The following is a 25,368-nucleotide window of genomic DNA, read 5'->3' as shown; positions in this document are numbered from 1 at the left end:
ATTGTGTGGTGGCGGCTTTGCCGTTTCTTAGGGCGCCGAATCCGGATGCGGTGATCGTCAGCCGGGTGTTCGAGACTGCCTAAGCAGGCTGGGCCATAATGCCGGCCGGGCGACGAAGAAAGGAGTGTTCGCGGTTCTCCACCCAACTTTGCAACAGCACAGCAGCGCGACGGACGGGCCAGCATTGTGGAGACGACCACCAGCGCCGAGGAAAAGGCCGGTGCCGATTGCGGAGCCAATGGCGATCATGCGAAGCTGGCGCGGGCTCAGACCCTGCTCCAAGCCTTCCATTTCGGCGCTAAACGGGTCGTGTGTCGCGGTCATGAGAGACATCCTTAGCTACGTGTCCACAAAATGTGCTTTTCCAGTAGTCCTGCTAATTGCTCATTACGTAGCCTTAACCTGCGATTTATTCAGTTCCTTAACAAACCATTTGAATTGTGGGTGCAGGCGAGTTGTCGATGATTTGTCACCACCGCACGTTGCATAATGAAAGTTATGACTCGACTTTTTGGTACGGACGGCGTACGCGGACTCGCGAATGAAACTCTGACGGTAAATCTGGCTCTTCGTCTGGGGCAGGCAGCAGCCGAAGTTCTGACGAGGGAAAACCGTACGTCTAAGCGACGCCCAACCGCAGTGGTCGGCCGTGACCCGCGCGTCTCCGGCGAAATGCTCGCAGCAGCACTGTCTGCTGGCATGGCGTCCCGTGGTGTCGACGTGTTGCGTGTTGGCGTGCTGCCAACCCCTGCGGTTGCTTTCCTTACCGACGACTACGGCGCCGACATGGGCGTCATGATCTCCGCCAGCCACAACCCAATGCCAGACAACGGCATTAAGTTCTTCGCTGCCGGTGGACACAAGCTTGCCGACGAAGTCGAAGACGAAATCGAGCGCGTCATGAACTCCATGGAAGATCAGGGCCCAACCGGACACGGGGTTGGCCGTGTGATCGAGGAAGCACCTGATGCCCAGGAGCGCTACCTGAACCACCTCGGCCAGGCCTTCAAGACTGATCTCTCCGGCATCAAGGTCGTGGTGGACTGCGCCAACGGCGCCGCCTCTGAGGTCGCTCCACTGGCATATGCCGCAGCTGGCGCTGAGGTCGTGGCAATCCACAATGCACCCAATGCGTACAACATCAATGAGGATTGCGGTTCCACCCACATTGAGCAGATCCAGAAGGCCGTCGTGAAGCATGGCGCTGACCTCGGCCTGTCCCACGACGGTGACGCTGACCGTTGCCTCGCTGTTGATGCTGAAGGCAACGTGGTTGACGGTGACCAGATCATGGCGATCCTGGCTATCGCGATGAAGGAGGGCGGCGCGCTGCGCAAGAACACCCTCGTTGCGACTGTCATGTCCAACCTCGGACTCATGCTGGCCATGAAGGAAGCAGGCATCGAGGTCAAGACCACCAAGGTCGGCGACCGCTACGTGCTTGAGGAGCTACGCGAGTCCGACCTGTCCCTCGGCGGCGAGCAGTCCGGTCACGTGGTCATCCCTGACTACGGCACCACCGGCGACGGCACCCTGACCGGCCTGGCGATCATGTCCCGCATGGCGGAAACTGGCCTGTCTCTGAAGGTCCTTTCCCAGGCGATGACGGTCCTGCCTCAGAAGCTCATCAACGTGCCTGTCACCGACAAGCGCATCATCATGGATGACGTCCGCGTCCTCGCCGCCATTGAAGCCGCCGAAGACGAGCTCGGCGAAACCGGCCGCGTCCTGCTGCGACCATCTGGCACGGAAGAAATCTTCCGCGTCATGGTCGAGGCTGCCGATGCCGACACCGCCGTAAGAATCGCAGGTCAGCTCGCTGCAGTGGTAGCTGCCGTATAAATTTTTCGCCAAAAGGGAACCTTTTGCCCCCTTTTGACAGTCAAAACTATTGAAGGGGTTTTTACTCCTGACTGTCTACAAAGGGGGATTTTTCATGTTCAATTTGGACATCGACACCGCGCTCAGCAGGGGGCTTTTGCGCGAGCTTGTCGACGACACCGAAGCCGAAATCACTCGGCACCACACCATTTCCGCAGGATTTGACTCCGCAGCTGCCGGTCGCGATTTTCATGCCTATGGTGCAGCTCTTGACCACGTCTTTCAGGCACTTCATCAGCGCAATCTGACGCTAATGCAGCGGGCAGTGAGCGTATCGTCCGCCGCTCATGATGACGTCAACCGCATCGAGGCTGCCGACCAGGCTACGCATGGCCTGCTGAACGCGGTGAAGGAGCAGGCGTGGGAAAGCTAAAAGGGAAGAGCAAGGGGAAGTCCCCTTCGCCAGCAGGGAAAGACAACGCCTTCGACAAAGCGAAGGAGCTGTACCGCGATGCTGTCGATGCGCTGTCTAGCGTGGCAGGCGGTGACTGGCTGGGGCCAAAGCATTCTCCGGAGAAGGTTGCCGACGCATTGGACAGCACCAAGGGGATCAACACCGATGGGCTCCGGAAGACATCTAAAGACATTGCCGATTCGGGGCGTCCAACTTCCCTGAAGGAAAAGGGGCTCTTTGAGAAGGCATCCACCGCGCTGCTGGGCGTAGTGGGTGGTTTCATCGCGGATCAACTTCTGGAGAAGGCGTGGGAATGGTGGCGCAGCGACGAAAAATCCCAGGAATTCGGCAAAGACGTATCCGATGCGGCAGACAACATTGACTCCGCACAGGAAGATGCGGGCGAGCAAGCCCGCGAGATGTGTTCGAAGACGAAAGACGAGGTAGATGGGCTCGCTGCGCTCCTTGCGATAATAGACAAGACGGAGTTTCCAGCGCAGTATCAGGCGGTGCTGGAAGCTGCCGATCGCTTGATCAATGAATGTGGTTCTGGAGTCATCGACTTAGCTTCCGCCCGCGATGACTGTGTATGTGCGCACTACGATTGCCTCATCGAACGAGGTACTGAGATTTGCGAGGAACCAGTCTCCGAGTTGCCGAAAGCTTGCCAAACCACGCCACAGTGCGTGGAGCCTGCGCCGGCACCGCAGTGCCCACCGGCATCGCCACCGCCCACTGTTGGGCCTCCTGCGCCAGCTCCAGCACCACCCCCGGCACCAGCACCGACGCCACCTCCACAACCAGCACCCGGGACACCGCAAGCGCCCGTGCCAGTGGAACCTGCAACTAAGGAATGTCCGCCCGAAAAACCTGCTCCACCAGCTCCAAAGGAATGCCCACCAGAAAAGCCTGATGTACCAGCGCCGAAAAAGTGCCCGCCAGAGAAACCTCCCGTAACAGAACCTGTGACCGTCGAGCCGGAAAAGCCGTGCGAGGACAAGGACTTCGAGATCATCGGAGAAGCAAAACCCGCAGAAGATTGCTCCTCTGGGATCGTCACGATCATCGGCATTGGGGTTGCCATCGCCATCATCGGCGCCCTGATTACCGCAGCAGAAGAATTCCTGACCCCGCCGGAAGTTCCTGCTCCGGAACCGCCGCCGGAGCCTACTCCAGTCGAGCCTCCTCCGCCTCCAAAGCAAGTGGTTCCTGAACCATCACCGGTAGAGCCACCACCTCCACCGAAGCAAGGAATTGCTGCAGCCGCGCCAGTGGAAGCACCTGTGGCTCAACCGGTGGTAGACACTGCGCCTGTTGAAGAAGCTCCTTTGGAGGAGCCCCCTGCGGAACCAGTGGGTAGTGGCGTCGCTCGAAAGGCCGGAGCATGGTGAACGGCATGGTGAAACCCGACTTTGACACCGTGATGCAGCGCTTCCGGCAGCGCGCCCGGGAACGCATGGAGGCTTTTGAAGCCGAACTGGAACGGGCAAACAACGTGGCTAAGGAGGTGCGGGAAGTGACGTCGACAAGCGTGCCAAACCGAAAAGAACCGCAACGTTTGCGACCGAGAAGAAGTCGGAAAGCTGCGGTTCGGGGCGTGCTGAGAGATCAGCGGGCTTAAAGCGCCTTGAGGCTGGTTTCGTCGAGGCGGAGACGGACACCGGTGGCGTTGTAACTGGTGACCTTCTTCGCCGTGGCGGTAGCGTCAGAGAATGCTGCGTACTTGTTCTCGCCGGCCACGCGGTGCAGGAGGAAACCGGTCAGCAGACCACGGGTGAGTTCCTGGACTGCAGTTTGTGGGCGACCGATGCCCGCAGCGACGCGCGCGAGGGAGAATTCAGTGAAACCAGACTGCTTTGCGCCGTCGATTTCGCGGTAGGTGCAAGCGCCAGCCCAGTTTGCTGCGACCTTCACTGGGTGTCCGGAATTAACAAAATCGCGCTCGGTTTCGCCGATCACTAGGCCAGGTGCCTGAACAGACCGCGCAGCATCTTCGCATGATGGCGAGGTTGCAGAAGGGTAGAGGGCTGCCACAGCCTTCACATGCTCGCGGCCAGCAGCAGCAAGGATGGCGCAGCCAGCGCCCATGCCGTGCCCCACGAGGCCGATCTTTCCTGGCGCCACCGTCACGTTACCTGCGCCGAGCTTGACGCCGGTGAGGATCTGCAAGGAGGTCTCCAGATCGGCGGCGAAGCCACGGTGATTCGGAACGAATCCGGTGACAGTGTTCGGTGCTGCGACAACGATGCCCCAAGAGGCAAGGTGACGGAGGGTAGCGTGGTAGCGCTTGATGTCCGTCATCCAGTCATGACCAAAAGCGACAGCAGGAAGGCCTTTTCCTTCGGCAGGTGTGTACACCTTGCCTGAAATGCCGGCGTATTCGAGGTCGCCGACGAGGACCCGGTGCGGGCCGCGCTTGGACAGTTTGCTCAGTTGTTTCGTTAGGTTCTCAGCCACAATTCACCAGGATAGTGGAAAGCGCAACCGGCGCGCCGAATCTGTCTGTTTTGCCAAAAGTTTGGGAATTTTCTGGCAGTCGATAGTAATCATCTTCAGATTTGCAATTAGAATTGCTGCCATGTGTGGAATCGTAGGATACGTAGGTAAGCAGCAAGGCCTAAATGTTGCAGTTGAGGCGCTGCGGCGCATGGAATACCGAGGATACGATTCCTCTGGTGTTGCCGTGGCTGACGGCGCGGGCGTGATCAGTGTGGTCAAGCGAGCAGGCAAGCTCGCGAACCTGGAGGATCGCATCACTGAAGTTGGCGCCGAGAACCTCTCCGGCACCACTGCAATCGGTCACACCCGTTGGGCAACCCACGGCCGTCCAACCGATCAGAACGCACACCCTCACGTCTCTTTCGACGGCAAGGTAGCTATCGTTCACAACGGCATCATCGAAAACTTCGCGCCACTGCGCGCCGAGCTGGAAGCACAGGGCATCGAGCTCAAGTCCGAGACCGACTCTGAGGTTGCTACCCACCTGCTTGCACTGGCATACAACGAGGGCGAGACCGCAGGTGACTTCAAGGCATCGGCAATGAAGGTTCTCAACCGCCTCGAGGGCGCTTTCACCCTGCTGTTCACTCACGCCGATCACGCAGGAACCGTGATCGCTGCACGTCGCTCCACCCCGCTGATCGTCGGCGTGGGCGAGGGCGAAATGTTCCTCGGTTCCGACGTTGCTGCCTTCATCGAGCACACCAAGAACGCTATCGAGCTCGGCCAGGACAGCGTTGTGATCATCACCGCTGATTCTCACGAGATCATGAACTTTGATGGCACCCCTGCTGAGGGCAAGGCCTTTACCATCGACTGGGACCTCGCAGCAGCTGAAAAGGGCGGCTACGACTCCTTCATGATGAAGGAAATCTTCGAGCAGCCTGACGCTGTCCGCGACACCCTCGTTGGCCACTTCGTGGACGGCCGCATCGTGCTGGACGAGGACAACATCTCCGAGCAGGAACTCAAGGCCATCAACAAGGTCTTCGTTGTTGCTTGTGGTTCTGCCTACCACTCCGGTCTGCTGGCTAAGTACGCCATCGAGCACTGGGTACGTATTCCAGTCGAGATCGAGGTTGCTTCCGAGTTCCGCTACCGCGACCCAGTTCTGGACTCCAACACCCTCGTGGTTGCCGTCTCCCAGTCCGGCGAGACCGCCGACACCCTTGAGGCTGTTCGTCACGCAAAGACCCAGGGCGCAAAGGTCCTGGCAGTGTGCAACACCAACGGCTCCCAGATCCCTCGCGAATCCGACGCCGTGCTGTACACCCACGCTGGCCCTGAGATCGGTGTTGCTTCCACCAAGGCATTCCTGGCGCAGGTTGCTGCAAACTACATCGTTGGCCTCGCCCTGGCTCAGGCTAAGGGCACCAAGTACCCGGATGAGATCAAGGAGATCTGGGACGCGCTGGAGGAGATCCCAGCCAAGATCGCTGAGGTACTGGAGTCCGGCGAGCAGGTCACTGAGATCGCACGCGTTCTTGGTGCCATCAAGACCATGCTGTTCCTCGGCCGAGGTGTTGGCTTCCCAGTCGCCCTGGAAGGCGCACTGAAGCTCAAGGAGCTGGCCTACATCCACGCTGAGGGCTTCGCCGCCGGCGAGCTCAAGCACGGCCCAATCGCCCTCATCGAGGACGATCTGCCTGTCGTCGTGGTTGTTCCTTCCCCTCGTGGCGTGAAGGTGCTGCACTCCAAGATCGTTTCCAACATCCAGGAGATCCGCGCTCGTGGCGCCAAGACCATCGTCATCGCGGAAGAAGGCGACGATGCAGTGGAGCCATTCGCAAACTGGCTGATCCGTATCCCGCAGTCCTCCACGATCATGCAGCCACTGCTGGCCACCGTGCCACTGCAGTTCCTGGCGGCTGAGATCGCCCGCCAGTGTGGCAACGAGGACATCGACAAGCCACGTAACCTGGCCAAGTCCGTCACCGTGGAGTAAACCCACCCCGCGAATTGCGCCCCCTTGTGGGGCGCTTTTTGCTTTTCGACGCCCACCTGCAGCGCCGCCATTTGGACTACGGCCCCCGCAGCTTGCTTGAACAATTAGATTGGGGTCATGCACAACCCGATCTACACCCCGGATCAGATCCGCGAGGCCGAGCAGCCCCTCATCCAAAAGCTAGGGGAGGGGCTAATGCGTCGCGCCGCATTCGCCGTGGCCGTAGAGGCGTGGCAGCTGCTCCCACCTGGGCACCGCCGGGTCTTGGTGTTGGCAGGTTCCGGTAACAACGGTGGGGACGCACTCTATGCGGCTGCTGAGCTGGAAAAGCGTGGCGCAGTTATCGAGGTGTGGCAGCTTGGTGAACGGATTCACCCGGCGATCACTGCGATCAAATATCCCCGCATGGTGACTGGGGTGAACGACCCCGACCTGATCATCGACGGCATCGTGGGGATCGGGGCGCGGGGACCACTCACGGGAGCTGCCAAAGAAGCTGCTGAGCAGTCTCATGGGCACGCCGTTGTGTCGGTCGACATTCCTAGCGGGGTGGATCCGCTGACGGGGATGGCGGAAGGGGCGTCGATAAGCGCGGACGTCACGGTGACTTTCGGCGGTTTGAAGCCCGCGCACATCCTGGGGTGGGAGCGTTGCGGTCGGGTCGTGCTCAAGGACATCGGCATCACGATGGGGAAGGCCTGGGGGTATGCGGCGGGGATCGGGTCGTGGCCGGAGCCTGGGCCGAATGACCACAAATACACCCACGGTGTGGTGGGGATTCATGCTGGTAGTAGCCAGTATCCGGGAGCTGCCGTGCTGTGCGTGCAGGCAGCAGTGCGCGCAACCTCCTCGATGGTGCGGTACATCGGTCCGTGCGTCCAGCAGGTGCTGGCTGCGCAGCCGGAGGTGGTCGCCGCGCCGGGGCGCTGCGATGCTTGGGTGATCGGCCCGGGTGTGGGCGAAACAGACATGCTCGGGCAGCTCATTGACCAAGACATTCCGCTGGTGATTGATGCGGATTCTCTTACGCAATTGGCCAACCAGCCAGGGCTGAAAGACAAGATTAGGCAGCGCAAGGCACTTACGGTTCTCACGCCTCATGACGGCGAATTTGAACGGTTGACCGGGCGCAAGCCCTTTGATCGGGTCCGTGACGCCCAAGCGCTCGCCGAAGACCTGGGCTGCGTGGTGCTGCTGAAAGGCCGCGTCACCGTGATCACCGACGGGACGGAGATTTACCTGGTGGAGGCGGGCTCGTCGTGGGCGGCAACGCCCGGTTCGGGGGACGTGTTGGCCGGAATCATCGGCAAGGCGGTGGCGTGGGAGGCGTCGATAAGCGCGGTGGCGTCGGCAGCGCGACTGCACGCGCTGGCGGCAGGTTGGGGGAACACCCCGAAAATTGCGGGGGACATTGTCCGTGCGATCCCCAAGGTGAGGACTACGATGTTTACCCATGGACTTGCTCACCACCACAATTGATCTTGACGCCATCGCACACAACATCCGTTTGATTAAGGATCGTGTGGCGCCCGCGCAGCTCATGGCGGTGGTGAAGGCCGACGCGTACAACCACGGCGCAGCTGAGGTCGCGCGCGTGATGGCTGACAACGGCGCTGACCGCTTCGGCGTGGCAACCCTGGCTGAGGCGCACAAGCTTCGCGACGCCGGCATCAGCACGCCAATCCTGGCGTGGATTTGGTCCCTGTCCCAGGACTACCAAGCAGCGATTGACCGTGACATTTCCCTTGGTGTGCACAGCCTCGCGGAGGCGCGCGTCCTGGCAGGCATCGACTGCGAGGTCGCGATCATGGTGGACTCAGGTCTGCGTCGCTCCGGCGTGCCGGAATGCGATTGGGAAGAGGTCTTTGAACTTTTTGCACATGGCAAGGCGCGAGTAAGTGGCGTGTTCAGTCACCTGGCCTGCGCAGATGTGGTGGATGATCCGACGACGAACTGGCAGTCCGTGAACTTCGAGCAGGCCGTCGCGCTCGCGAAGCGCCACGGGCTTGAGGTGCCGCTGAATCACCTCGCGAATTCCCCGGCCGTTCTCACTCGGCCAGATCTGCACTGGGAGGTCGTGCGTCCCGGTCTCATTTGCTACGGCCTGGAGCCGATTCCTGGCCAGGACAATGGGCTAAAGCCCGCCATGACTTGGTCAGGCCGCGTCACGGTAGTGAAGCGGATTGCGCAGGGAGAGGGCACGTCGTACAACCACACTTGGCGCGCTCCGGAGGACGGCAATTACGCCATCGTCCCCGTTGGCTACGCCGATGGTCTGCCGCGCCTGGTGCAGGGGCACCTGGATGTAACCATCAACGGCAAGCGTTACCCGCAGGTCGGGCGTGTGTGCATGGACCAGATCGTGGTGTGGCTGGGCCAGGATACTGTCCAGCCGGGCGACAACGCGATCATCTTTGGTGAGGGCGGAATGTCCGCGACCGAACTGGCTGCGGCCGTGGGAACCATCAACTATGAGGTTGTTTGCTGGCCGAAGGGTCGCACGGTGCGCACCTTCGTGGGAGGAAACTAATGAAGCCCGATTTTCCACGCTCTGGAACGCTGCGCTGCGAAACACCAGCGGAAACCCAGGAATGGGGACTGGCCCTGGGGAAGAGCCTAGAAGCCGGCGATGTCGTCATCTTGGACGGCCCACTCGGTGCCGGCAAAACCACCCTCACGCAGGGCATCGCCCGCGGCATGAACGTGAAGGGGCGCGTCACCTCCCCAACCTTCGTGATCGCGCGTGAGCACCGCCCGCTTGCCGACGGCCCAGCCCTCGTCCACGTGGACGCCTACCGGCTCCTCGATTCCGGAGTCGACCCCTCCGGAGCATTGGACTCCCTCGACCTGGACACCGATCTGCTCGATGCCGTGGTCATCGCCGAGTGGGGCGGGGGACTGGTAGAGCAGATCGCTGACCGCTACCTGTTCATTTCCCTCGACCGCACCACCGCGTTCGAGGAAGACCCGGATTCTGAGGCGCGCATTATTTCCTGGGAGATCAAGGGAGAGCAATTCTGATCGTCAAGCGCGCCGGGCTACCATGGAGCCCGTGTTAGTGCTTGCGATTGATACCTCCACCTCCACCGTTGTCACGGGCGTCGTTGAAGACGGCCACAGTGTCGGCGAAACCATTCTGCTCCAGTGCCGCGACCATAATGAGCAGCTCGTTGTGGCAACGCAGCGCGCCCTGCAACAGGCGGGAAAGACCTTCCAAGACCTGGACGCGGTTGTGGTTGGTGCAGGCCCGGGGCCTTTCACCGGCTTGCGTGTTGGCATGGCCACCGGTGCAGCGTTTGCCGATGCGCTCGGGATTCCGGTGTACGGAGTGTGTTCGCTCGATGCCATGGCCACGCAGCTGCCCGGCAAGGCGCTGGTGACCAGCGATGCGCGTCGTCGCGAGGTGTACTGGGCAACCTATGAGGATGGAAAGCGGACGTCGGGACCGGAAGTGAACGCCTACGCAGACGTGCCAACAGATGGTTTCGATTCTGTCAACGTGCCGAGCAACTTAAGCGCTCATCTCAGCGGCACTCATGACGTGTACCCCACGCCAGAGTCCCTGGTATCGCTGGTGGATTTCAGCAGCCCGGAAAAGCTCACTCCGCTTTATCTGCGCCGTCCTGATGCAAAGGAGCCTGCAGCTAAGCCGAAAAGTTCAGCTATCCCGGATGTTCAGCTGTGATCCGCAAGCTAGAACCAAAGGACGCCGCTCGCTGCGCGGAGCTTGAACAATTGCTTTTTCCCGGTGATGATCCGTGGTCTGAGCAGGCCTTTCTGACGGAGTTCGCGCAACCAGCCAATCACTACATCGGATTTGAGGAAGCAGGAACTTTGGTCGGCTACGCCGGGCTCGCACTGCTCGGTTCGCTGCACGATCCGGAATTCGAAATTCACACGATCGGCGTGGATCCGTCATTTCAAGGCCGAGGCATCGCCTCGCAGCTCATGGACCAGCTCACGGCCATTGCCGATGATTACAACGGGCCAATTTTCCTCGAGGTTCGCACTGACAATATTCCGGCCATCAAGATGTATGAAAAGTACGGCTTCGAGCAGCTAGGGATCCGAAAGAACTACTATCAGCCATCAGGGGCAGACGCCTACACCATGAAACGGGAGCCACGGAAATGATTGTTCTTGGAATTGAGTCCTCCTGCGACGAAACCGGCGTGGGCATCATCAAGCTGGAAGACGGCAAGATGGAAATCCTTGCCGACCAGGTCGCTTCCTCCATGGAGCAGCACGCCCGCTTTGGTGGCGTCGTTCCCGAGATCGCGTCCCGTGCTCACCTGGAGGCGATGCAGCCGGTGATGCGCGCAGCGCTTGCGGAAGCTGGCGTCGAGAAGCCAGATGTGGTGGCCGCGACGGTTGGCCCTGGTCTGGCAGGTGCGCTGCTCGTCGGTGCGAGCGCGGCTAAGGCGTACGCGGCGGCCTGGGACGTGCCGTTTTATGGCGTGAACCACCTGGGTGGGCACGTGGCCGTAGCGAACCTGGAGGGTGAGCCGCTGCCGCACGCGATCGCGCTGTTGGTCTCCGGCGGGCACACCCAAATCCTGGAGGTTTCCAGCGTCGGGGCGCCGATGAAGGAGCTTGGGGCCACGCTTGACGACGCCGCTGGTGAAGCCTACGACAAGGTGGCTCGTCTCCTGGGGCTCGGATACCCAGGCGGTCCGGTCATTGATCGCTTGGCAGCGAAGGGAACGCCTTCCATCAAGTTCCCGCGCGCCATCCCGAATTCTCTGGACTTTTCTTTCTCCGGCCTCAAGACCGCTGTCGCGCGCTATGTGGAGGCTGCGGAAAAGGCAGGGGAGCAGATCGTGGTGGAGGACGTGTGCGCGTCTTTCCAGGAAGCGGTCTGTGACTCGTTGACTAAGAAGGCGGTGCAGGCCTGCAAGGACACCGGAGCTTCGGTTCTGCTGCTTGGTGGAGGTGTGGCTGCAAACTCGCGGCTTCGTTCCCTGGCAGAGCGACGATGCGCATCTGCCGGTATCGAACTGCGGGTGCCACGATTCAAGCTGTGCACGGACAACGGCGTCATGATCGCAGCTTTGGCATGCTCCCTCATTTCGGAAGGAGCGGAGCCATCATCACTTATTGTGGGCTGTGATCCTTCGCTGGAAGTTGAAGTGCCACAGGTGTAGATGAAATGTTGATTAACCAGGGGAAAACATTGAATTAACCCATGTATCATTAAAGATCGTAAATACTTCCCCCCTAGTTTCTGGGAGCTTTTCATGACCATCGGTTACCTGGTTAATCCTGACCTGACGAGCCGCAAGATCGAATTTGAACTCGACCATGCAGCTCAATTCCTGGGCCGCCTTGACAGTGATCGAGTCTCGGTCGCCTTCCAGGAAGACGGCACCACCCTGGCCGCCCTGTACTCACAGGACGCCCGCGCTGAGGGCGCGGAGCCTAACCCAGTTGCTTCCATGGCCAAGAACGAGGCTGCAACCGGCAACTCCGCCTTCTACACCGACCCAACCTCCGCCATCTGTGGCCCAGTGATCTTCGTCGGCGCTGACGGCACCGATGTCACCGACGCTGACATTGAGCGCGTCGAAGATGGTATCCGGGCAGCCCGCAACTACCGTGAGGACGGTCCTGAGGACTTCAAGCTCTGGCGCGACGCGGTGATTAACCTGCATAAGTAGGATTTCACCAAACCCCAGGTCGGTGGGAAATCTTTCCCGCCAATGGTTTCGGCCACCTGGGGTTTTGTTATTTTCCCGGTCCAAAGACGGGAAACTTTTCCCCTTGTTGAGAGCTGGCACTCGGAAGGGTAGAGTGCCAGTAGGTTGTTTGGAACACAGTTGTTCACCCGCGACGACGGCTGTGCAGGCATCGCAACCGGCACATCTAACACTCACAAGGAGCTTTAATCGTGGTAAACATCAAGCCGTTGGAAGACAAGATCCTCGTCCAGATCAACGAGGCTGAGACCACCACCGCATCCGGCCTGGTCATCCCTGACTCCGCTAAGGAGAAGCCACAGGAGGCAACCGTTATCGCCGTGGGCGCTGGCCGCTTCGACGAAGATGGCGACCGCATCCCTATGGATGTCAAGGAAGGCGACATCGTGATCTTCTCCAAGTACGGCGGAACTGAGATCAAGTACCAGGGCCAGGAGTACCTCATCCTGTCCCAGCGCGACGTGCTCGCTGTCATCGAAAAGTAGGCCTTGAATGCCAAAACTTATTGCATTTGACGAGGAAGCACGCAAGGGCATCCAGGCTGGTGTCGACGCGCTTGCCGACGCTGTCAAGGTCACCCTCGGCCCACGTGGTCGCAACGTGGTTCTGGACAAGCCTTTCGGTGGCCCAACCGTCACCAACGACGGCGTAACCATCGCCCGCGAAATCGACCTTGATCAGCCGTTCGAGAACCTTGGCGCACAGCTGGTTAAGTCCGTGGCAGTCAAGACTAACGACATCGCTGGCGACGGCACCACCACCGCAACCCTGCTGGCTCAGGCAATGATCCAGGAAGGCCTGCGCAACGTTGCCGCTGGCGCTAACCCAATCGAGCTCAACCGTGGCATCGCTGCGGGCGCCGAGAAGGTTGTTGAGCTGCTGCAGCAGCGCGCCACCGAGGTCTCCTCCGCAGCTGAAATCGCCAACGTAGCTACCGTTTCCTCCCGTGACACCGAGATCGGTGACATGGTCGCTGGCGCAATGGAAAAGGTGGGCAAGGACGGCGTTGTCACCGTGGAAGAGTCCCAGTCTGTTGAGACTGTCCTGGACGTCACCGAAGGCGTGTCCTTTGAAAAGGGCTTCCTGTCTCCGTACTTCATCACCGATGTTGATGCGCAGCAGGCAGTGCTCGACGACGCCCTGGTTCTTCTCGTTCGCAACAAGATCTCCTCTCTCCCTGACTTCCTGCCAGTGCTGGAGAAGATCGTTGAGTCCGGCAAGCAGGTCCTGATTATCGCCGAGGACATCGAGGGTGAGCCACTTCAGATGTTGGTGGTCAACTCCATCCGCAAGACCCTCAAGGTCGTTGCAGTGAAGTCCCCTTACTTCGGTGATCGCCGCAAGGCGTTCATGGATGACCTTGCAGTTGTCACCAAGGCAACCGTCATTGACCCTGAGGTTGGCATCAATCTGAGCGATGCGGATCTGTCCATGTTCGGTGCTGCCCGTCGCATCACCGTCACCAAGGATCAGACCATCATCGTTGACGGCGCCGGCACTGCTGAGGCTGTCGAGGCTCGTCGCGAGCAGATCCGACGCGAAATCGAAACCACCGATTCCACCTGGGATAAGGAAAAGGCTGAAGAGCGCCTTGCCAAGCTGTCCGGTGGTATCGCCGTCATCAAGGTTGGCGCAGCCACCGAGACTGAGGTCAACGAGCGCAAGCTGCGCGTCGAGGACGCCATCAACGCAGCTCGTGCAGCTGCTCAGGAAGGCGTTATCGCAGGCGGTGGCTCTGCCCTCGTGCAGATCGCTTCCGAGCTCAAGGAATACGCCGAGCAGTTCGAAGGCGACGCCAAGGTCGGTGTTCTCGCACTGTCCCGAGCACTGGTGAAGCCTGCCTACTGGATCGCAACCAACGCTGGTATCGACGGCTCTGTGGTCGTCGCAAAGACCGCAGAACTGCCTAATGGCCAGGGATTCAATGCCGCTACCCTCGAGTACGGCAACCTGCTAGAAATGGGCATCATCGACCCAGTGAAGGTCACCCACTCCGCAGTGGTGAACGCTACCTCCGTAGCGCGCATGGTCTTGACGACGGAAGCCTCTGTCGTCGAAAAGCCTGCAGAGGAGCAGCCAGAAGCTGCTCACCACCACCATCATCACTAGGTTGGTGTTCTAAACAGGTAAGGCCTGCTGGCGAGTTGAGATCGCGAGCAGGCCTTATCTTCGTTAAAACCAACCTTTCTTGAACGTCTCGTGGCACTTTTTGAATTCCTCGTAATTGGAAATCTCGTGTTTTCCAATTATCAATTCGTCGTCTTTCAGGCCTAGGATTTCATCCCGCGTGGCATAAACTCCAAAACTTCTCGTGTCTTCCCCTCGAGCTACGGTGAAAATGTTTATCTCACCAAGATCCCGAGTAAATATTTCGAGACTTTCAGGGGAATTAGGGTCGAGTGAAAAGGTCAATTCGAATTCCTCGGACTTGGGAGATTCGAATCGGATGCCTTTTCCGAACTTTTCGCTCGGCCGAGGTGTTGGCGGTTCAGGGATGACATTGTCATTGAACACGTCAGTCATTGGCGCGCCACATGGATTGACCATCACTTTTATAGTAGTGTCGTCTACCTTTTCTATTGCGGTTTGTCCAATAAACTTGGTGTCCATAGCGTTCCCACATCCCGCGACGGACAAAGGTATCGTGAACAAAAGCAATGCGGTGGAAATGCGCCTGATCAATTATCCACCCACAATTCCGAAATAATTCTTATGATGCCTTGCCACGACGCCACCCCAATAAGTCCTCGCGACGTCGCGACATTGTGGCGCTGCCCATCGAGAAGTAAACGCTCCACGGGTAGCCTACGACATTTAGGACTGCTTGTCTCGATTATTGACAATGATTTTTGGCCACGGGTGCTTCGGGAATTGTGCCTGGTTTAGCCGTGTATCGACTTGGCTTTGGGATTGCGTCGACTGTATCGGATTGCCGCAGTGCTTCCAGGACAGGAAAAGTTGCTATGGGAGTGTTAGACGACCATGCGGCGGTTGTTGCGACGAGGGCGCAGGAGAAGATCACGCTCGGATTCGGAGAGGCCACCCCAAATGCCGTATGGCTCGGCTACCTCAAGGGCGTGGCGACGGCACTGGGTGAGTACTGGGCACTCGCGACAGATAGCCTTAGCGCGGTTTTCGCGCTGGGTGCGAGCGCGACCACGCTCTCCGTCTGGATGGAAGAAAACTGCTGAGTCTTCGCCTCGGCAAGCGCCGTGAAGCTGCCAATCCCAAAAGTCTGCATTTGGGCCCGGGAGCTGGCTAGGCTGCGGCATGTGAGTTCCTCCTGTTTATGGATTGATAACTACGCCAGAGATCTTTAAGCCTCTTGGTAAACAAATGGTGTCCTGATAAATGAATTCGAGTTGACCTAGGTCTCGTTTGGGTTACATAACCTGCCGTTACCTGGGGAAATGTGGCAAGATTAACTGTTGGTGAACTTTTTGCGCAGGTGTGGTTTATTACAATTTGGTCTAATGCCGGTCATAGAATTCAATATTTTTCGTGCCATGGGTAAGAATGGGTTGTTGGCCCAATTGCCAAAAATGCCGGGAAGGTAGACAACGTGAACGAGTTTGAAGCGGAACTAGCGGAACTTGTGCCGCTAGCCGCTGAGGGAGATCGCAAGGCGCTCCAGCGCATCATTGCGATCATTCACCCACCCGTTTTGCGTTATGCCCGCGCCCGCATTGGTGGCGGCAAACACCCAACTGCCGACGATGTCACCCAGGAAATTCTGCTCGCTGTGGCAACCTCGGTCAGCAACTACGTTGATCGCGGACGTCCATTCATGGCATTCGTGTACGGCATCGCATCCAACAAGGTTGCCGATGCCCATCGCGCCTTTGCCAAAGATTTATCTAACCCGACAGATGAAGTGCCAGATTCTGCGGTAGAACACGAATCACCCGAGTCATATGCGCTGGTCAGCGACGCAAGTAACAGAGTTCGTGATCTTCTCGATTCATTAAATGAGAAGGCACGCGAAATCGTGACATTGCGCGTTTTTGTGGGTCTTTCAGCGGAGGAAACCGCTGAGATTGTTGGTAGCACCCCTGGCGCTGTTCGAGTTGCTCAACACCGAGCACTCGCTAGCCTAAGGAAGCAATTGGATGGACAGGATTTTTAAATGACCGATCGTCGTGAAGGGAAAGGCGGGTTCGAGCAGTTCGATGAACTGTTCGCTACCGACGCATTTCTTGATGACCTTTCGCGCGGCGTAGACCCGTCAAACGGCGCTGACCCGTTGGCGGAGCTGATGCTTTCGCTGCATCACGAGGTCAATGCACCAATTCCTGCGCCGCCATCCGTCGATGAGCTGCTGCCAGAGGTTGCGTCCTTGGATGAGCGTCGTGAACGCCGTCGCCGTGGCATCTCGCCATTTATGTCTGGCCTCGTTGGCGCAGCTGCAGCCACCCTGCTGATCGCAGGCACCGGCGGAGCCGTGTACAACGCAAACCCAGAGTCCCCACTGTGGGGCGCAAAGGTTGCGATGTTCGGCGAGCATGCCGCTGTCGTGGACCTGGCAAGCGCACTGGATGAAGTGGACAAGCGCCACGCCCAGGGTGACGTTGAAGGCGCGATGCAGGTGCTCGAGCGCGCCCGCGTGCTTGCCGACGCAGTCAACGCCAAGGACCGCGAGTCCACCCAGCGTGCGATCGAAGAGCTGGAAGCACGCATCGTCGAGGTGCCTACCACCGTGACGCAGTCCGTCTCCACCACTGCTACTTCCGTGGAGACCTCGGTAGCCACGACGACGTCTCGCGAGCCAGCCGAGCCACAGACTCCAATCATCCTGACCGAGGTGGAGACCGTAACGGTGACCGTCGTTAAGCCAACCACCGTGGTGGCGGTACCATCGCAGACCGCAGCGCCTACCTCGTCGGCAGTAACCGAAACTCCGTCGCAGTCGGCTGACCCAACTCCTTCCTCTTAACAGCCTCCTGGAAACCAAAAATCTCGGCCCCTAGCAAAATGGGGGCCGAGATTTTTGGTTAGCGGTGGTTCATGCCATCGAGGTAACCCAGGCAGTAGTCCCACGGCACATACGCGTTGATATCCGGGTTGATGCTCGGCTCATGCACAGGACCCTGCTGGCCTCCAAGTAGGGACCGCATGTTGTCCTTCATGATCTCCCAGTTGTAATAGTGCGGTTCCTCGCAGTCCTCACAAAAGAAGAAGATGCCCTGGATTCCGCGCGGTTCCAGTACGGCTTGGAACTTTTCCAACAGGGTGAGGTCTTCCAGGATATGAGCGCGCTCGTCGATAGTCAGCGGTGGGAACTCGTCGTCGGGCTCAAGAAAGGACGCGGGATCGTTGGGATCGTCCGCGAAGGGGTCAAGAGGCATGCCGTCAAAATTCACAGTCCAAACCTTACCTTGATTTAACCTAAATGCTGGGAAAGCACTAGTCTAGGTATCAATTGACTGCTTGCAAGGAGGACTAGATGACTGACAACCGCGTGGCAACTGGTGGGGACGATCCAAACAAGGTCGCTTTGGTAGGCCTGACCTTCGATGATGTCCTGCTCATTCCGGACGAGTCCAACGTTATCCCGTCCGACGTTGACACCTCCAGCCAGCTTACCCGCGAAATTCGCTTGAAGACCCCAATCGTGTCCGCAGCCATGGACACCGTCACCGAGGCACGCATGGCCATCGCCATGGCCCGCCAGGGTGGCATGGGCGTCCTGCACCGCAACCTGTCCACCGAGGACCAGGCTGAGCAGGTCGAGATCGTCAAGCGTTCCGAATCCGGCATGGTGACCAACCCGATCACCTGCTCCCCAGACATGAGCATCGGCGAGGTTGACGCACTGTGCGCCCGCTACCGCATCTCTGGCCTCCCAGTGGTTGACGGCGAAGGCAAGCTCGTCGGTATCTGCACCAACCGCGACATGCGCTTCGAACAGGACATGACCCGCAAGGTCGCTGAAGTCATGACCCCAATGCCACTCGTTGTCGCAGAAGAGGGCGTTTCCAAGGAAGAAGCCCTCTCGTTGCTTTCCTCCAACAAGGTGGAGAAGCTCCCGATCGTCGATAAGCAGGGCAAGCTCGTTGGCCTGATCACCGTCAAGGACTTCGTCAAGACGGAAATGTACCCAGATTCCTCCAAGGACGCCTCCGGTCGTCTGCTGGTCGGCGCGGGCATCGGCACCGGCGAGGACAGCTGGGCACGTGCGGGCGCGCTTGTCGACGCCGGCGTGGACGTCCTCATTGTCGATACCGCACACGCTCACAACCGTGGCGTGCTCGACATGGTGGCCCGCGTGAAGAAGGGCTTCGGAGATAAGGTTCAGATCATCGGCGGCAACCTCGCTACCCGTGGCGCTGCCCAGGCCATGATCGACGCTGGCGCTGACGCCATCAAGGTTGGCATTGGCCCAGGCTCCATCTGCACCACCCGCGTTGTTGCAGGTGTCGGCGCACCTCAGATCACCGCCATCATGGAAGCCGCAGCTGCAGCTCAGAAGGCTGGCGTGCCAATCATCGCTGACGGTGGCATGCAATTCTCCGGTGACATCGCTAAGGCACTGGCTGCCGGCGCTTCCACCGTCATGCTTGGCTCCATGCTCGCTGGTACCGCTGAAGCTCCAGGCGAGATCACCGTCGTGAACGGCAAGCAGTACAAGATGTACCGTGGCATGGGCTCCCTGGGCGCTATGCAGGGCCGAGGACTTACCGGCGAGAAGCGCTCTTACTCCAAGGACCGTTACTTCCAGGCAGATGTCAAGAGCGAAGAGAAGCTCGTTCCGGAAGGCATCGAAGGTCGCGTACCATTCCGTGGCAACATCGACACCATCATCCACCAGCTGGTTGGTGGCCTGCGCGCCGCCATGGGTTACACCGGTTCTGCAACGGTGGAGGAGCTGCAGAAGGCTCGCTTCGTCCAGATCACCGCAGCTGGTCTGCGCGAATCTCACCCACACGACATTCAGATGACTGTCGAAGCTCCTAACTACTACATGCGCTAAGGGAAGCAGACATGCGAGACATCGTTGAAATTGGCATCGGACGTGAGGCACGCCGTTCCTACGGACTGGCCGACATTTCCATCATCCCGGCCCGCCGCACCCGTTCCTCCAAGGACGTTGACACCACCTGGAACATCGATGCCTACACCTTCGACATCCCAGTGATGTCCCATCCAACCGACGCTCTGGCAACCCCAGAGTTCGTTATTGAGATGGACAAGCAGGGCGGCATGGGCGTCATTAACGCCGAAGGCCTGTGGGGACGCCACGCTGACCTCGAGGGCGCAATTGCACAGGTGGTTGAGGCTGCCCGTGAAGAGCTGCTCTCCACTGACATCCTGAACTCCAAGGCAATCGCCCTGCTCCAAAAGCTGCACGCAGCACCACTGGACACTGATCTGCTCTCCGAGCGCATTGCTCAGGTCCGCGCTTCCGGCGCTACCGTCGCCGTTCGTGTCTCGCCACAGCGCGCCCGCGAACTCGCCCCAGTAGTGATCAAGGCTGGCGCGGAGCTGCTCATCATCCAGGGCACCCTGATTTCTGCGGAGCACGTGCAGGAAGGCGGGGAGCCACTGAACCTCAAGGAGTTCATCGGCAACCTCGACGTTCCTGTCATCGCAGGTGGCGTGGGCGATTACACCACCGCCATGCACCTCATGCGTGCCGGTGCTGCTGGCATCATCGTTGGTGGTGGCGACAACACGAACGCCGCCGCACTGGGCATTGAAACCCCAATGGCAACCGCCATTGCCGACGCCGCTGCCGCACGTCGCGAGTACCTGGACGAGACCGGTGGTCGCTACGTTCACATCATCGCCGATGGCGAGATCGAAACCTCTGGCGACGCTGTCAAGGCAATCGCCTGTGGCGCCGATGCAGTTGTCCTCGGAGCGCCTTTGGCACAGGCTGCGGAAGCTGCTGGCAAGGGCTACTACTGGCCAGCAGTGGCTGCACACCCACGTTTCCCACGTGGCTTCGTGACCGCTGAAAACCTCGAGGACGGCCCAGCTCCTTCCCTCGAAGTTGTCCTGCACGGCCCATCGACCGAGGCCTTCGGACACCTCAACTTTGTTGGAGGCCTGCGTCGCGCACTCGCCAAGTGCGGATACACCGACCTGAAGAGCTTCCAGAAGGTATCTCTGTCGCTGCGGTAGTTCTCGTAGCAGTTATCGCCCAAGCCACACTCTGGCTTGGGCGATTTTTGCATGAAAAGTCCTGTTCAAATGGTCGTTACGTAGGAGAAGCCTTACCCTGGATGTATCGTCTAAGACCTGTATCTGAGGGATCCATTGAACAAATATGTCCACGCTGCAGTCAACGGAGTGCTCACCGCCTTTGTGGCATTCCTGGCTCAGTATTACTCGCATCGGCCCAAATTCGACACGAGCCAGCTACTAAACATTTCGGTCGCAGATCCGATCGCAAAATTGGTCACCTCAGTAGATCCCAAGTTTCAGCTCGTCTCTCCGCCGGATCACTACGACGGCGTTTACCTGTGGGCGATGGCCCACGATCCATTTGCTACGGGGCAAGCGCACGATCTGATCGACCTCGCAGCGTATCGCTATGGCCACCCGATGTACTCGTGGATCGCAGCTATTTTGAGTATTGGAAACCCATCAGTGATTGACGAAGTATTCTTCCTTCTCAGCCTGGCTTCGATGGCTGGGGCAGCGGCTCTGATGACCTTGCTAACGGACCGCTTTGGGGTCAGTCGCTGGTGGGGACTGCTCGTCATGTTCAGCCCCGGCCTGATGTATGCAGCTACGACCGCACTCACAGAGCCATTCCAACTCTTTCTCGTGGCTCTCGTGCTGTTGCTTTGGTTTGAAAAACGACAAAGCCCGTTGCTCGCATTAGCCGTCGTTGCGTTGTCCCTAGCCAAGGAACAAATGGTGCTGGTACCTGCCTGCCTTGGGCTGTTGCTTGTGGTAGAGACTGTACGTACCCGAAAGATTGAATGGAGAACCTACCTCAATCTCGCAGCCGGTCCGATCGCGTTTCTCGCATGGCGCCAGTACCTAACAGTGCAGTTCACGCCAGAGCAGCGTCAATATGAGTCAGGGAACGTTGGAACTCCAATCAAGGGCTGGTTGGAAACATTCGATTACGCAGGTGCCATGCGCTCCCAAAACTTGCTGGCGAATGAAATCAGTTCCACTGCAACCCCTGTGTTGTTCGCATTTGCTGCGCTCATGGTGGCTGCGGTGATCATTGGACTTCGTCGCTTCGATGCGCTCGGCGTCATTGTGGTCGGTCAGGTCGCCATGATGACGATGCTTGGATGGCGCTTGCTGCTGTACCCGCATGCCATGTATCGCATCCCTGCAGTGACGCTCGTGCTGTGTTTGTTCCTCGTTATTGTTCATTTGCAAGGTAATCAAAAACAGCCGGCTAGCTCGTCCGATAGCGCATCCCCAAGTAAGTACGAATAAAAGCAGTAGCCTGAAATTGTAGCTGGGGTGCCCCAGGAGTAGAACTGCTCTGGTGACTGTTAAGTCGTCTAAAAAGGCTGAAGAGCGCCACCCATGGTGGAAGGTCATGTGTTTGACCGGGCTCGATTATTACTCCACGCTGGGCTACGCGCCCGGAATTGCCCTGGTAGCCGCCGGGGCTCTCGCTCCACTCGCAACGATCATCCTGGTTGCCATCACCATGTTCGGTGCGGTGCCTGTCTACCGTCGTATCGCGCGCGAATCGCCTAACGGCCAGGGATCCATCACTGTTCTGCAGCGGTTCATCCCTGGCTGGAAGGGCAAGTTCGCTGTTCTTATTCTGTTGGGCTTCGCTGCTACAGACTTCATGATCACTATGACGCTGTCGGCCGCTGACGCATCCGCGCACCTGCTTCGCACGACGGAATCGCCATGGATGCTGCCCTTGACCCTGGGTATGCTCGCGGCCCTCGCGGGCGTGTTCTATAAGGGCTTCAGCGAGGCGATTCGCATCGCCGTCATCCTGGTCACCACGTATCTTGCTTTGAACGCAGTGGTCATCGGTAGGGGATTGTGGGAAATTCTCCAGCATCCCGAGCTAATTTCTCAATGGAAGAATGCGCTGGTCACGCAGTACCCGAACCCTTGGGGCATGGCGCTGCTTGCTGTGATCATCTTCCCGAAGCTCGCACTCGGCATGTCCGGTTTTGAAACCGGCGTCGCCGTCATCCCGCAGATCGCTTCCAAGGATGGTGTCAAAGGACGCATCAAGGCAGACCGAAAACTGCTGCTCGTCGCAGCGAGCATCATGAGCGTTTACCTGATGGCTTCGTCCATCGTGACCACCGTCCTGATCCCCGCAGAGGCCGCCACGCAAGGTGGCGAAGCGGATGGCCGCGCCCTCGCGTACCTCTCACACATGTACCTCGGCGAAGTATTCTCCACCGGATATGACCTCGTCACCGTAGCGATTCTGTGGTTCGCGGGCGCGTCAGCAATGGCGGGTATCTTGAACCTCATTCCGCGCTGGCTGCCTCGCTATGGCATGGCGCCAGCATGGGTATCGCGCAACCGTCCAATGGTGCTGATCGTCGCCGCGCTCGCGTTCTTCATCACGATTGTGTTCAAGGCGAGCGTCGAAAAGCAGGCGGGTGCGTACGCGACTGGCGTGCTGGTCCTGCTGACCTCCGGCGCCGTCGCCGTGACCTTGTCCGCGCGTTGGGACATGAGGCATAACGACGGCAAACGCTGGAAGTTCCTGGCTTACGGCACAATCGCGCTGGTGTTTATCTACACGATGATCACCAACATGATCGAAAGGCCTGAGGGCCTACATGTGGCGATGTGGTTCATCGTGGGCATCGTGGTGACGTCCATGGCCTCGCGCGCTCACCGAGCATTCGAAATCCGCACCACCACGTTCCACTACGACCGCGCCGCGAACAACATGATCAATGCGGCTGGCTGTGGACGTCGCATGGCGATCGTCGCGCACCGGGCAGGCGATTTCACGGTGGAGGATTACGAATACAAGGAGCACAAGATCCGCTCCCGTAACCTCATTCCGCCTCATCAGCCGGTGATTTTCCTGGAGGTTGGTCTGCGCGACGCCTCCGAATTCGCCACGCCGCTGAAGATTAAAGGCCACTCGGTCGGCGAGGTCAGCGTGCTTCGCACCGAAGCCACCGCGATCCCGAACGCCATCGCTGCGATTGCATTGGACATTTTCGAGCATCACGACGTGGAGATGGACCTTTACTTCGAATGGTCGCCGGGATCCCCATTCCGCGACATGGTTCGATTCCTCTTCGTGGGACGTGGCCAAAACGCAGCGCTTGTGCACGAAATCATTCGCCGGAAGTACCCAGCAGGCAAATCGCGTCCACACGTCCACGTGGGCTAAACTGCAGGTGTGACTCAACATCGCCCAGTTCTCGTCGTCGATTTCGGCGCTCAGTATGCACAGCTCATTGCGCGGCGTGTGCGTGAGGCTCGGATGTACTCCGAGGTCATCCCGCACACCGCCAGCATTGAGGAAATCAAGGCCAAGAACCCAGCCGCACTGATCCTTTCTGGTGGCCCTTCGTCCGTGTACGAAGACGGCGCGCCGAAGATCGATCCGGCAGTCTTCGAGCTCGGCTTGCCAGTGTTCGGCATTTGCTACGGCTTCCAGACCATGACCCACGCGATGGGTGGCAAGGTCGCGAACACCGGCAACCGCGAATACGGCCGCACCGACATGGAATCCCTCGGTGGCATCCTGCACGACGGCCTGGGCACCCACAAGGTGTGGATGTCCCATGGTGATGCCGTCCATGAGGCTCCGGAAGGATTTACCGTTACCGCGAAGTCCGCTGGTGCTCCGGTGGCTGCATTCGAATGCGTCGAAAAGCGCATGGCTGGCGTGCAGTACCACCCTGAGGTCATGCACTCGCCACACGGCCAGGAAGTGCTCGTGCGCTTCCTCACCGAGATCGCAGGCCTGCCACAGGACTGGACCCCTGCGAACATTGCGGAAGAGCTGATCGAGAAGGTTAAGCAGCAGGTCGGACCAGAAGGCCGTGCGATCTGTGGTCTGTCCGGTGGCGTTGACTCCGCTGTTGCTGCTGCTCTCGTGCAGCGTGCCATCGGTGACCGCCTGACTTGTGTGTTCGTTGACCACGGTCTGCTGCGCGCTGGCGAGCGTGAGCAGGTCGAGAACGACTTCGTCGCTGCTACCGGCGCCCGCCTTGTCACCGTAGACGAGCGTGCTGCGTTCCTGTCAAAGCTGGCCGGCGTGACCGAGCCAGAGGCCAAGCGTAAGGCCATCGGCGCGGAGTTCATCCGCTCCTTCGAGCGCGCTGTGGCTTCTGTGCTGGAAGGCCAGGAGGTTGGCTACCTGGTGCAGGGTACCCTTTACCCAGACGTGGTCGAGTCCGGTGGCGGCGCTGGCACCGCAAACATCAAGTCCCACCACAACGTGGGCGGCCTGCCTGACGACGTCGAATTCGAACTCGTCGAGCCACTGCGCCTGCTGTTCAAGGATGAAGTTCGCGCCGTCGGCCGCGAGCTTGGCCTGCCGGAAGAGATCGTCAACCGCCAGCCATTCCCAGGCCCAGGCCTCGGCATCCGCATCATCGGCGAAGTCACCGAAGAGCGCCTTGAGACCCTGCGCGCCGCCGACCTCATTGCCCGCACCGAGCTCACCGCAGCCGGCCTGGACAACGAGATCTGGCAGTGCCCGGTCGTCCTGCTTGCCGACGTCCGCTCCGTGGGCGTCCAGGGCGACGGTCGCACCTACGGCCACCCAATCGTGCTGCGCCCAGTGTCCTCCGAGGACGCTATGACCGCCGACTGGACCCGCCTGCCTTACGACGTCCTGGAGAAGATCTCCACCCGCATCACCAACGAAGTTCCTGACGTGAACCGCGTCGTGCTCGACTGCACGTCCAAGCCACCGGGAACCATCGAGTGGGAGTAAGCCTCCTAAAGCTAAAGGCCTACTTTAACTGTCATTTATCGAGTACTCTGACAGTTAAGTGGGCCTTTTGGTCTTTATTCCTATAACT

Annotated in this window: 26 protein-coding genes; 21 read left to right on the top strand and 5 right to left on the bottom strand. The window is 59.2% G+C overall.

Annotation, left to right across the window (positions count from 1 at the left end):
- Positions 1-57 precede the first annotated feature (57 nt).
- Positions 58-324 carry a hypothetical protein gene (locus tag WG939_RS04655; protein ID WP_339983177.1) on the bottom strand — a complete coding sequence of 89 codons (267 nt, stop codon included), beginning with the start codon at positions 322-324 and terminating at the stop codon, positions 58-60.
- Between the two features lie 174 nt (positions 325-498).
- Here WG939_RS04655 and glmM point away from each other — a divergent pair, with 174 nt between their 5' ends.
- The 4 genes from glmM to WG939_RS04635 all read left to right on the top strand — a co-directional run bounded on the left by glmM (position 499) and on the right by WG939_RS04635 (position 3,896).
- Positions 499-1,842, top strand: a complete 1,344-nt coding sequence (glmM, locus tag WG939_RS04650) for a phosphoglucosamine mutase (RefSeq protein WP_339983175.1) — start codon at positions 499-501, stop codon at positions 1,840-1,842.
- Positions 1,843-1,936: 94 nt separating this feature from the next.
- A complete protein-coding gene (locus tag WG939_RS04645) occupies positions 1,937-2,254 on the top strand; it encodes a hypothetical protein (protein ID WP_339983173.1) in 318 nt (105 codons plus the stop codon).
- The gene (locus WG939_RS04640; protein ID WP_339983171.1) at positions 2,242-3,666 is read left to right on the top strand and encodes a hypothetical protein; all 1,425 of its coding nucleotides are present in this window, start codon (positions 2,242-2,244) and stop codon (positions 3,664-3,666) included. Before WG939_RS04645 ends, WG939_RS04640 begins: the two co-directional genes overlap by 13 nt.
- Positions 3,660-3,896, top strand: a complete 237-nt coding sequence (locus WG939_RS04635; RefSeq protein WP_339983169.1) for a hypothetical protein — start codon at positions 3,660-3,662, stop codon at positions 3,894-3,896. The genes WG939_RS04640 and WG939_RS04635 overlap by 7 nt, the downstream gene beginning before the upstream one ends.
- On the opposite strand, the gene WG939_RS04630 is transcribed toward WG939_RS04635, so the two are convergent.
- Entirely contained in the window at positions 3,893-4,732 is an 840-nt protein-coding gene (locus WG939_RS04630) for a dienelactone hydrolase family protein (protein ID WP_339983167.1), read from the bottom strand. The two genes, WG939_RS04635 and WG939_RS04630, sit on opposite strands and share 4 nt — an antisense overlap.
- Positions 4,733-4,853: 121 nt before the next feature.
- Here WG939_RS04630 and glmS point away from each other — a divergent pair, with 121 nt between their 5' ends.
- The 10 genes from glmS to groL all read left to right on the top strand — a co-directional run bounded on the left by glmS (position 4,854) and on the right by groL (position 14,524).
- Positions 4,854-6,719, top strand: a complete 1,866-nt coding sequence (gene glmS, locus WG939_RS04625) for a glutamine--fructose-6-phosphate transaminase (isomerizing) (RefSeq protein WP_339983164.1) — start codon at positions 4,854-4,856, stop codon at positions 6,717-6,719.
- Positions 6,720-6,836: 117 nt separating this feature from the next.
- Positions 6,837-8,198: an NAD(P)H-hydrate epimerase gene (locus WG939_RS04620; RefSeq protein ID WP_339983161.1), complete on the top strand. Its 1,362-nt coding sequence runs from the start codon at positions 6,837-6,839 to the stop codon at positions 8,196-8,198.
- A complete protein-coding gene (gene alr / locus WG939_RS04615) occupies positions 8,173-9,249 on the top strand; it encodes an alanine racemase (protein WP_339983158.1) in 1,077 nt (358 codons plus the stop codon). Before WG939_RS04620 ends, alr begins: the two co-directional genes overlap by 26 nt.
- Complete coding sequence (gene tsaE / locus WG939_RS04610) at positions 9,249-9,740, top strand: tRNA (adenosine(37)-N6)-threonylcarbamoyltransferase complex ATPase subunit type 1 TsaE (RefSeq protein ID WP_339983155.1); 492 nt, start codon at positions 9,249-9,251, stop codon at positions 9,738-9,740. The genes alr and tsaE overlap by 1 nt, the downstream gene beginning before the upstream one ends.
- A 31-nt stretch (positions 9,741-9,771) precedes the next feature.
- Positions 9,772-10,404, top strand: a complete 633-nt coding sequence (gene tsaB / locus WG939_RS04605; RefSeq protein WP_339983152.1) for a tRNA (adenosine(37)-N6)-threonylcarbamoyltransferase complex dimerization subunit type 1 TsaB — start codon at positions 9,772-9,774, stop codon at positions 10,402-10,404.
- Positions 10,401-10,853: a ribosomal protein S18-alanine N-acetyltransferase gene (gene rimI / locus WG939_RS04600; RefSeq protein WP_339983150.1), complete on the top strand. Its 453-nt coding sequence runs from the start codon at positions 10,401-10,403 to the stop codon at positions 10,851-10,853. Before tsaB ends, rimI begins: the two co-directional genes overlap by 4 nt.
- A complete protein-coding gene (gene tsaD / locus WG939_RS04595; protein ID WP_339983147.1) occupies positions 10,850-11,863 on the top strand; it encodes a tRNA (adenosine(37)-N6)-threonylcarbamoyltransferase complex transferase subunit TsaD in 1,014 nt (337 codons plus the stop codon). Before rimI ends, tsaD begins: the two co-directional genes overlap by 4 nt.
- 93 nt (positions 11,864-11,956) lie before the next feature.
- Positions 11,957-12,376, top strand: coding sequence for a hypothetical protein (locus WG939_RS04590; protein ID WP_339983144.1), 420 nt, complete (start codon positions 11,957-11,959; stop codon positions 12,374-12,376).
- Positions 12,377-12,603: 227 nt separating this feature from the next.
- The gene (groES, locus tag WG939_RS04585; RefSeq protein WP_339983744.1) at positions 12,604-12,900 is read left to right on the top strand and encodes a co-chaperone GroES; all 297 of its coding nucleotides are present in this window, start codon (positions 12,604-12,606) and stop codon (positions 12,898-12,900) included.
- A gap of 7 nt (positions 12,901-12,907) precedes the next feature.
- Positions 12,908-14,524 carry a chaperonin GroEL gene (gene groL / locus WG939_RS04580; protein ID WP_339983141.1) on the top strand — a complete coding sequence of 539 codons (1,617 nt, stop codon included), beginning with the start codon at positions 12,908-12,910 and terminating at the stop codon, positions 14,522-14,524.
- Positions 14,525-14,587: 63 nt separating this feature from the next.
- Here the strand turns inward: groL and WG939_RS04575 are convergent, their stop codons facing one another.
- Together WG939_RS04575 and WG939_RS04570 are read right to left on the bottom strand one after the other, a co-directional pair.
- Positions 14,588-15,025 (bottom strand): hypothetical protein, encoded by a 438-nt coding sequence (locus WG939_RS04575; RefSeq protein ID WP_339983139.1) that lies wholly within the window; start codon positions 15,023-15,025, stop codon positions 14,588-14,590.
- A 362-nt stretch (positions 15,026-15,387) separates the two neighbouring features.
- Positions 15,388-15,687 carry a WhiB family transcriptional regulator gene (locus WG939_RS04570; RefSeq protein WP_156193158.1) on the bottom strand — a complete coding sequence of 100 codons (300 nt, stop codon included), beginning with the start codon at positions 15,685-15,687 and terminating at the stop codon, positions 15,388-15,390.
- Positions 15,688-15,977: 290 nt separating this feature from the next.
- On the opposite strand from WG939_RS04570, the gene WG939_RS04565 reads away from it, so the two are divergent.
- Together WG939_RS04565 and WG939_RS04560 are read left to right on the top strand one after the other, a co-directional pair.
- Complete coding sequence (locus WG939_RS04565) at positions 15,978-16,541, top strand: sigma-70 family RNA polymerase sigma factor (protein WP_339983132.1); 564 nt, start codon at positions 15,978-15,980, stop codon at positions 16,539-16,541.
- Entirely contained in the window at positions 16,542-17,348 is an 807-nt protein-coding gene (locus WG939_RS04560) for a hypothetical protein (RefSeq protein WP_339983129.1), read from the top strand.
- A gap of 58 nt (positions 17,349-17,406) precedes the next feature.
- On the opposite strand, the gene WG939_RS04555 is transcribed toward WG939_RS04560, so the two are convergent.
- A complete protein-coding gene (locus WG939_RS04555; RefSeq protein ID WP_339983126.1) occupies positions 17,407-17,775 on the bottom strand; it encodes a DUF5319 domain-containing protein in 369 nt (122 codons plus the stop codon).
- A gap of 83 nt (positions 17,776-17,858) precedes the next feature.
- Between WG939_RS04555 and guaB the strand changes: the two genes are divergently transcribed.
- The 5 genes from guaB (at position 17,859) to guaA (ending at position 25,280) form a co-directional block, all read left to right on the top strand.
- Positions 17,859-19,385: an IMP dehydrogenase gene (guaB, locus tag WG939_RS04550; RefSeq protein WP_339983123.1), complete on the top strand. Its 1,527-nt coding sequence runs from the start codon at positions 17,859-17,861 to the stop codon at positions 19,383-19,385.
- Positions 19,386-19,396: 11 nt separating this feature from the next.
- Positions 19,397-20,539, top strand: a complete 1,143-nt coding sequence (locus WG939_RS04545) for a GuaB3 family IMP dehydrogenase-related protein (RefSeq protein WP_339983121.1) — start codon at positions 19,397-19,399, stop codon at positions 20,537-20,539.
- 135 nt (positions 20,540-20,674) lie between these two features.
- Positions 20,675-21,820 (top strand): hypothetical protein, encoded by a 1,146-nt coding sequence (locus WG939_RS04540; protein WP_339983118.1) that lies wholly within the window; start codon positions 20,675-20,677, stop codon positions 21,818-21,820.
- Positions 21,821-21,926: 106 nt separating this feature from the next.
- Positions 21,927-23,723 carry an amino acid transporter gene (locus tag WG939_RS04535; RefSeq protein WP_339983742.1) on the top strand — a complete coding sequence of 599 codons (1,797 nt, stop codon included), beginning with the start codon at positions 21,927-21,929 and terminating at the stop codon, positions 23,721-23,723.
- 9 nt (positions 23,724-23,732) lie between these two features.
- Positions 23,733-25,280, top strand: a complete 1,548-nt coding sequence (gene guaA, locus WG939_RS04530) for a glutamine-hydrolyzing GMP synthase (RefSeq protein WP_339983115.1) — start codon at positions 23,733-23,735, stop codon at positions 25,278-25,280.
- The last annotated feature ends 88 nt before the right edge of the window (positions 25,281-25,368 follow it).

It is taken from the genome of Corynebacterium sp. H130, from assembly GCF_037572395.1.
Classification (GTDB): domain Bacteria; phylum Actinomycetota; class Actinomycetes; order Mycobacteriales; family Mycobacteriaceae; genus Corynebacterium.
This window is presented reverse-complemented; position numbering and strand designations above follow the sequence as displayed.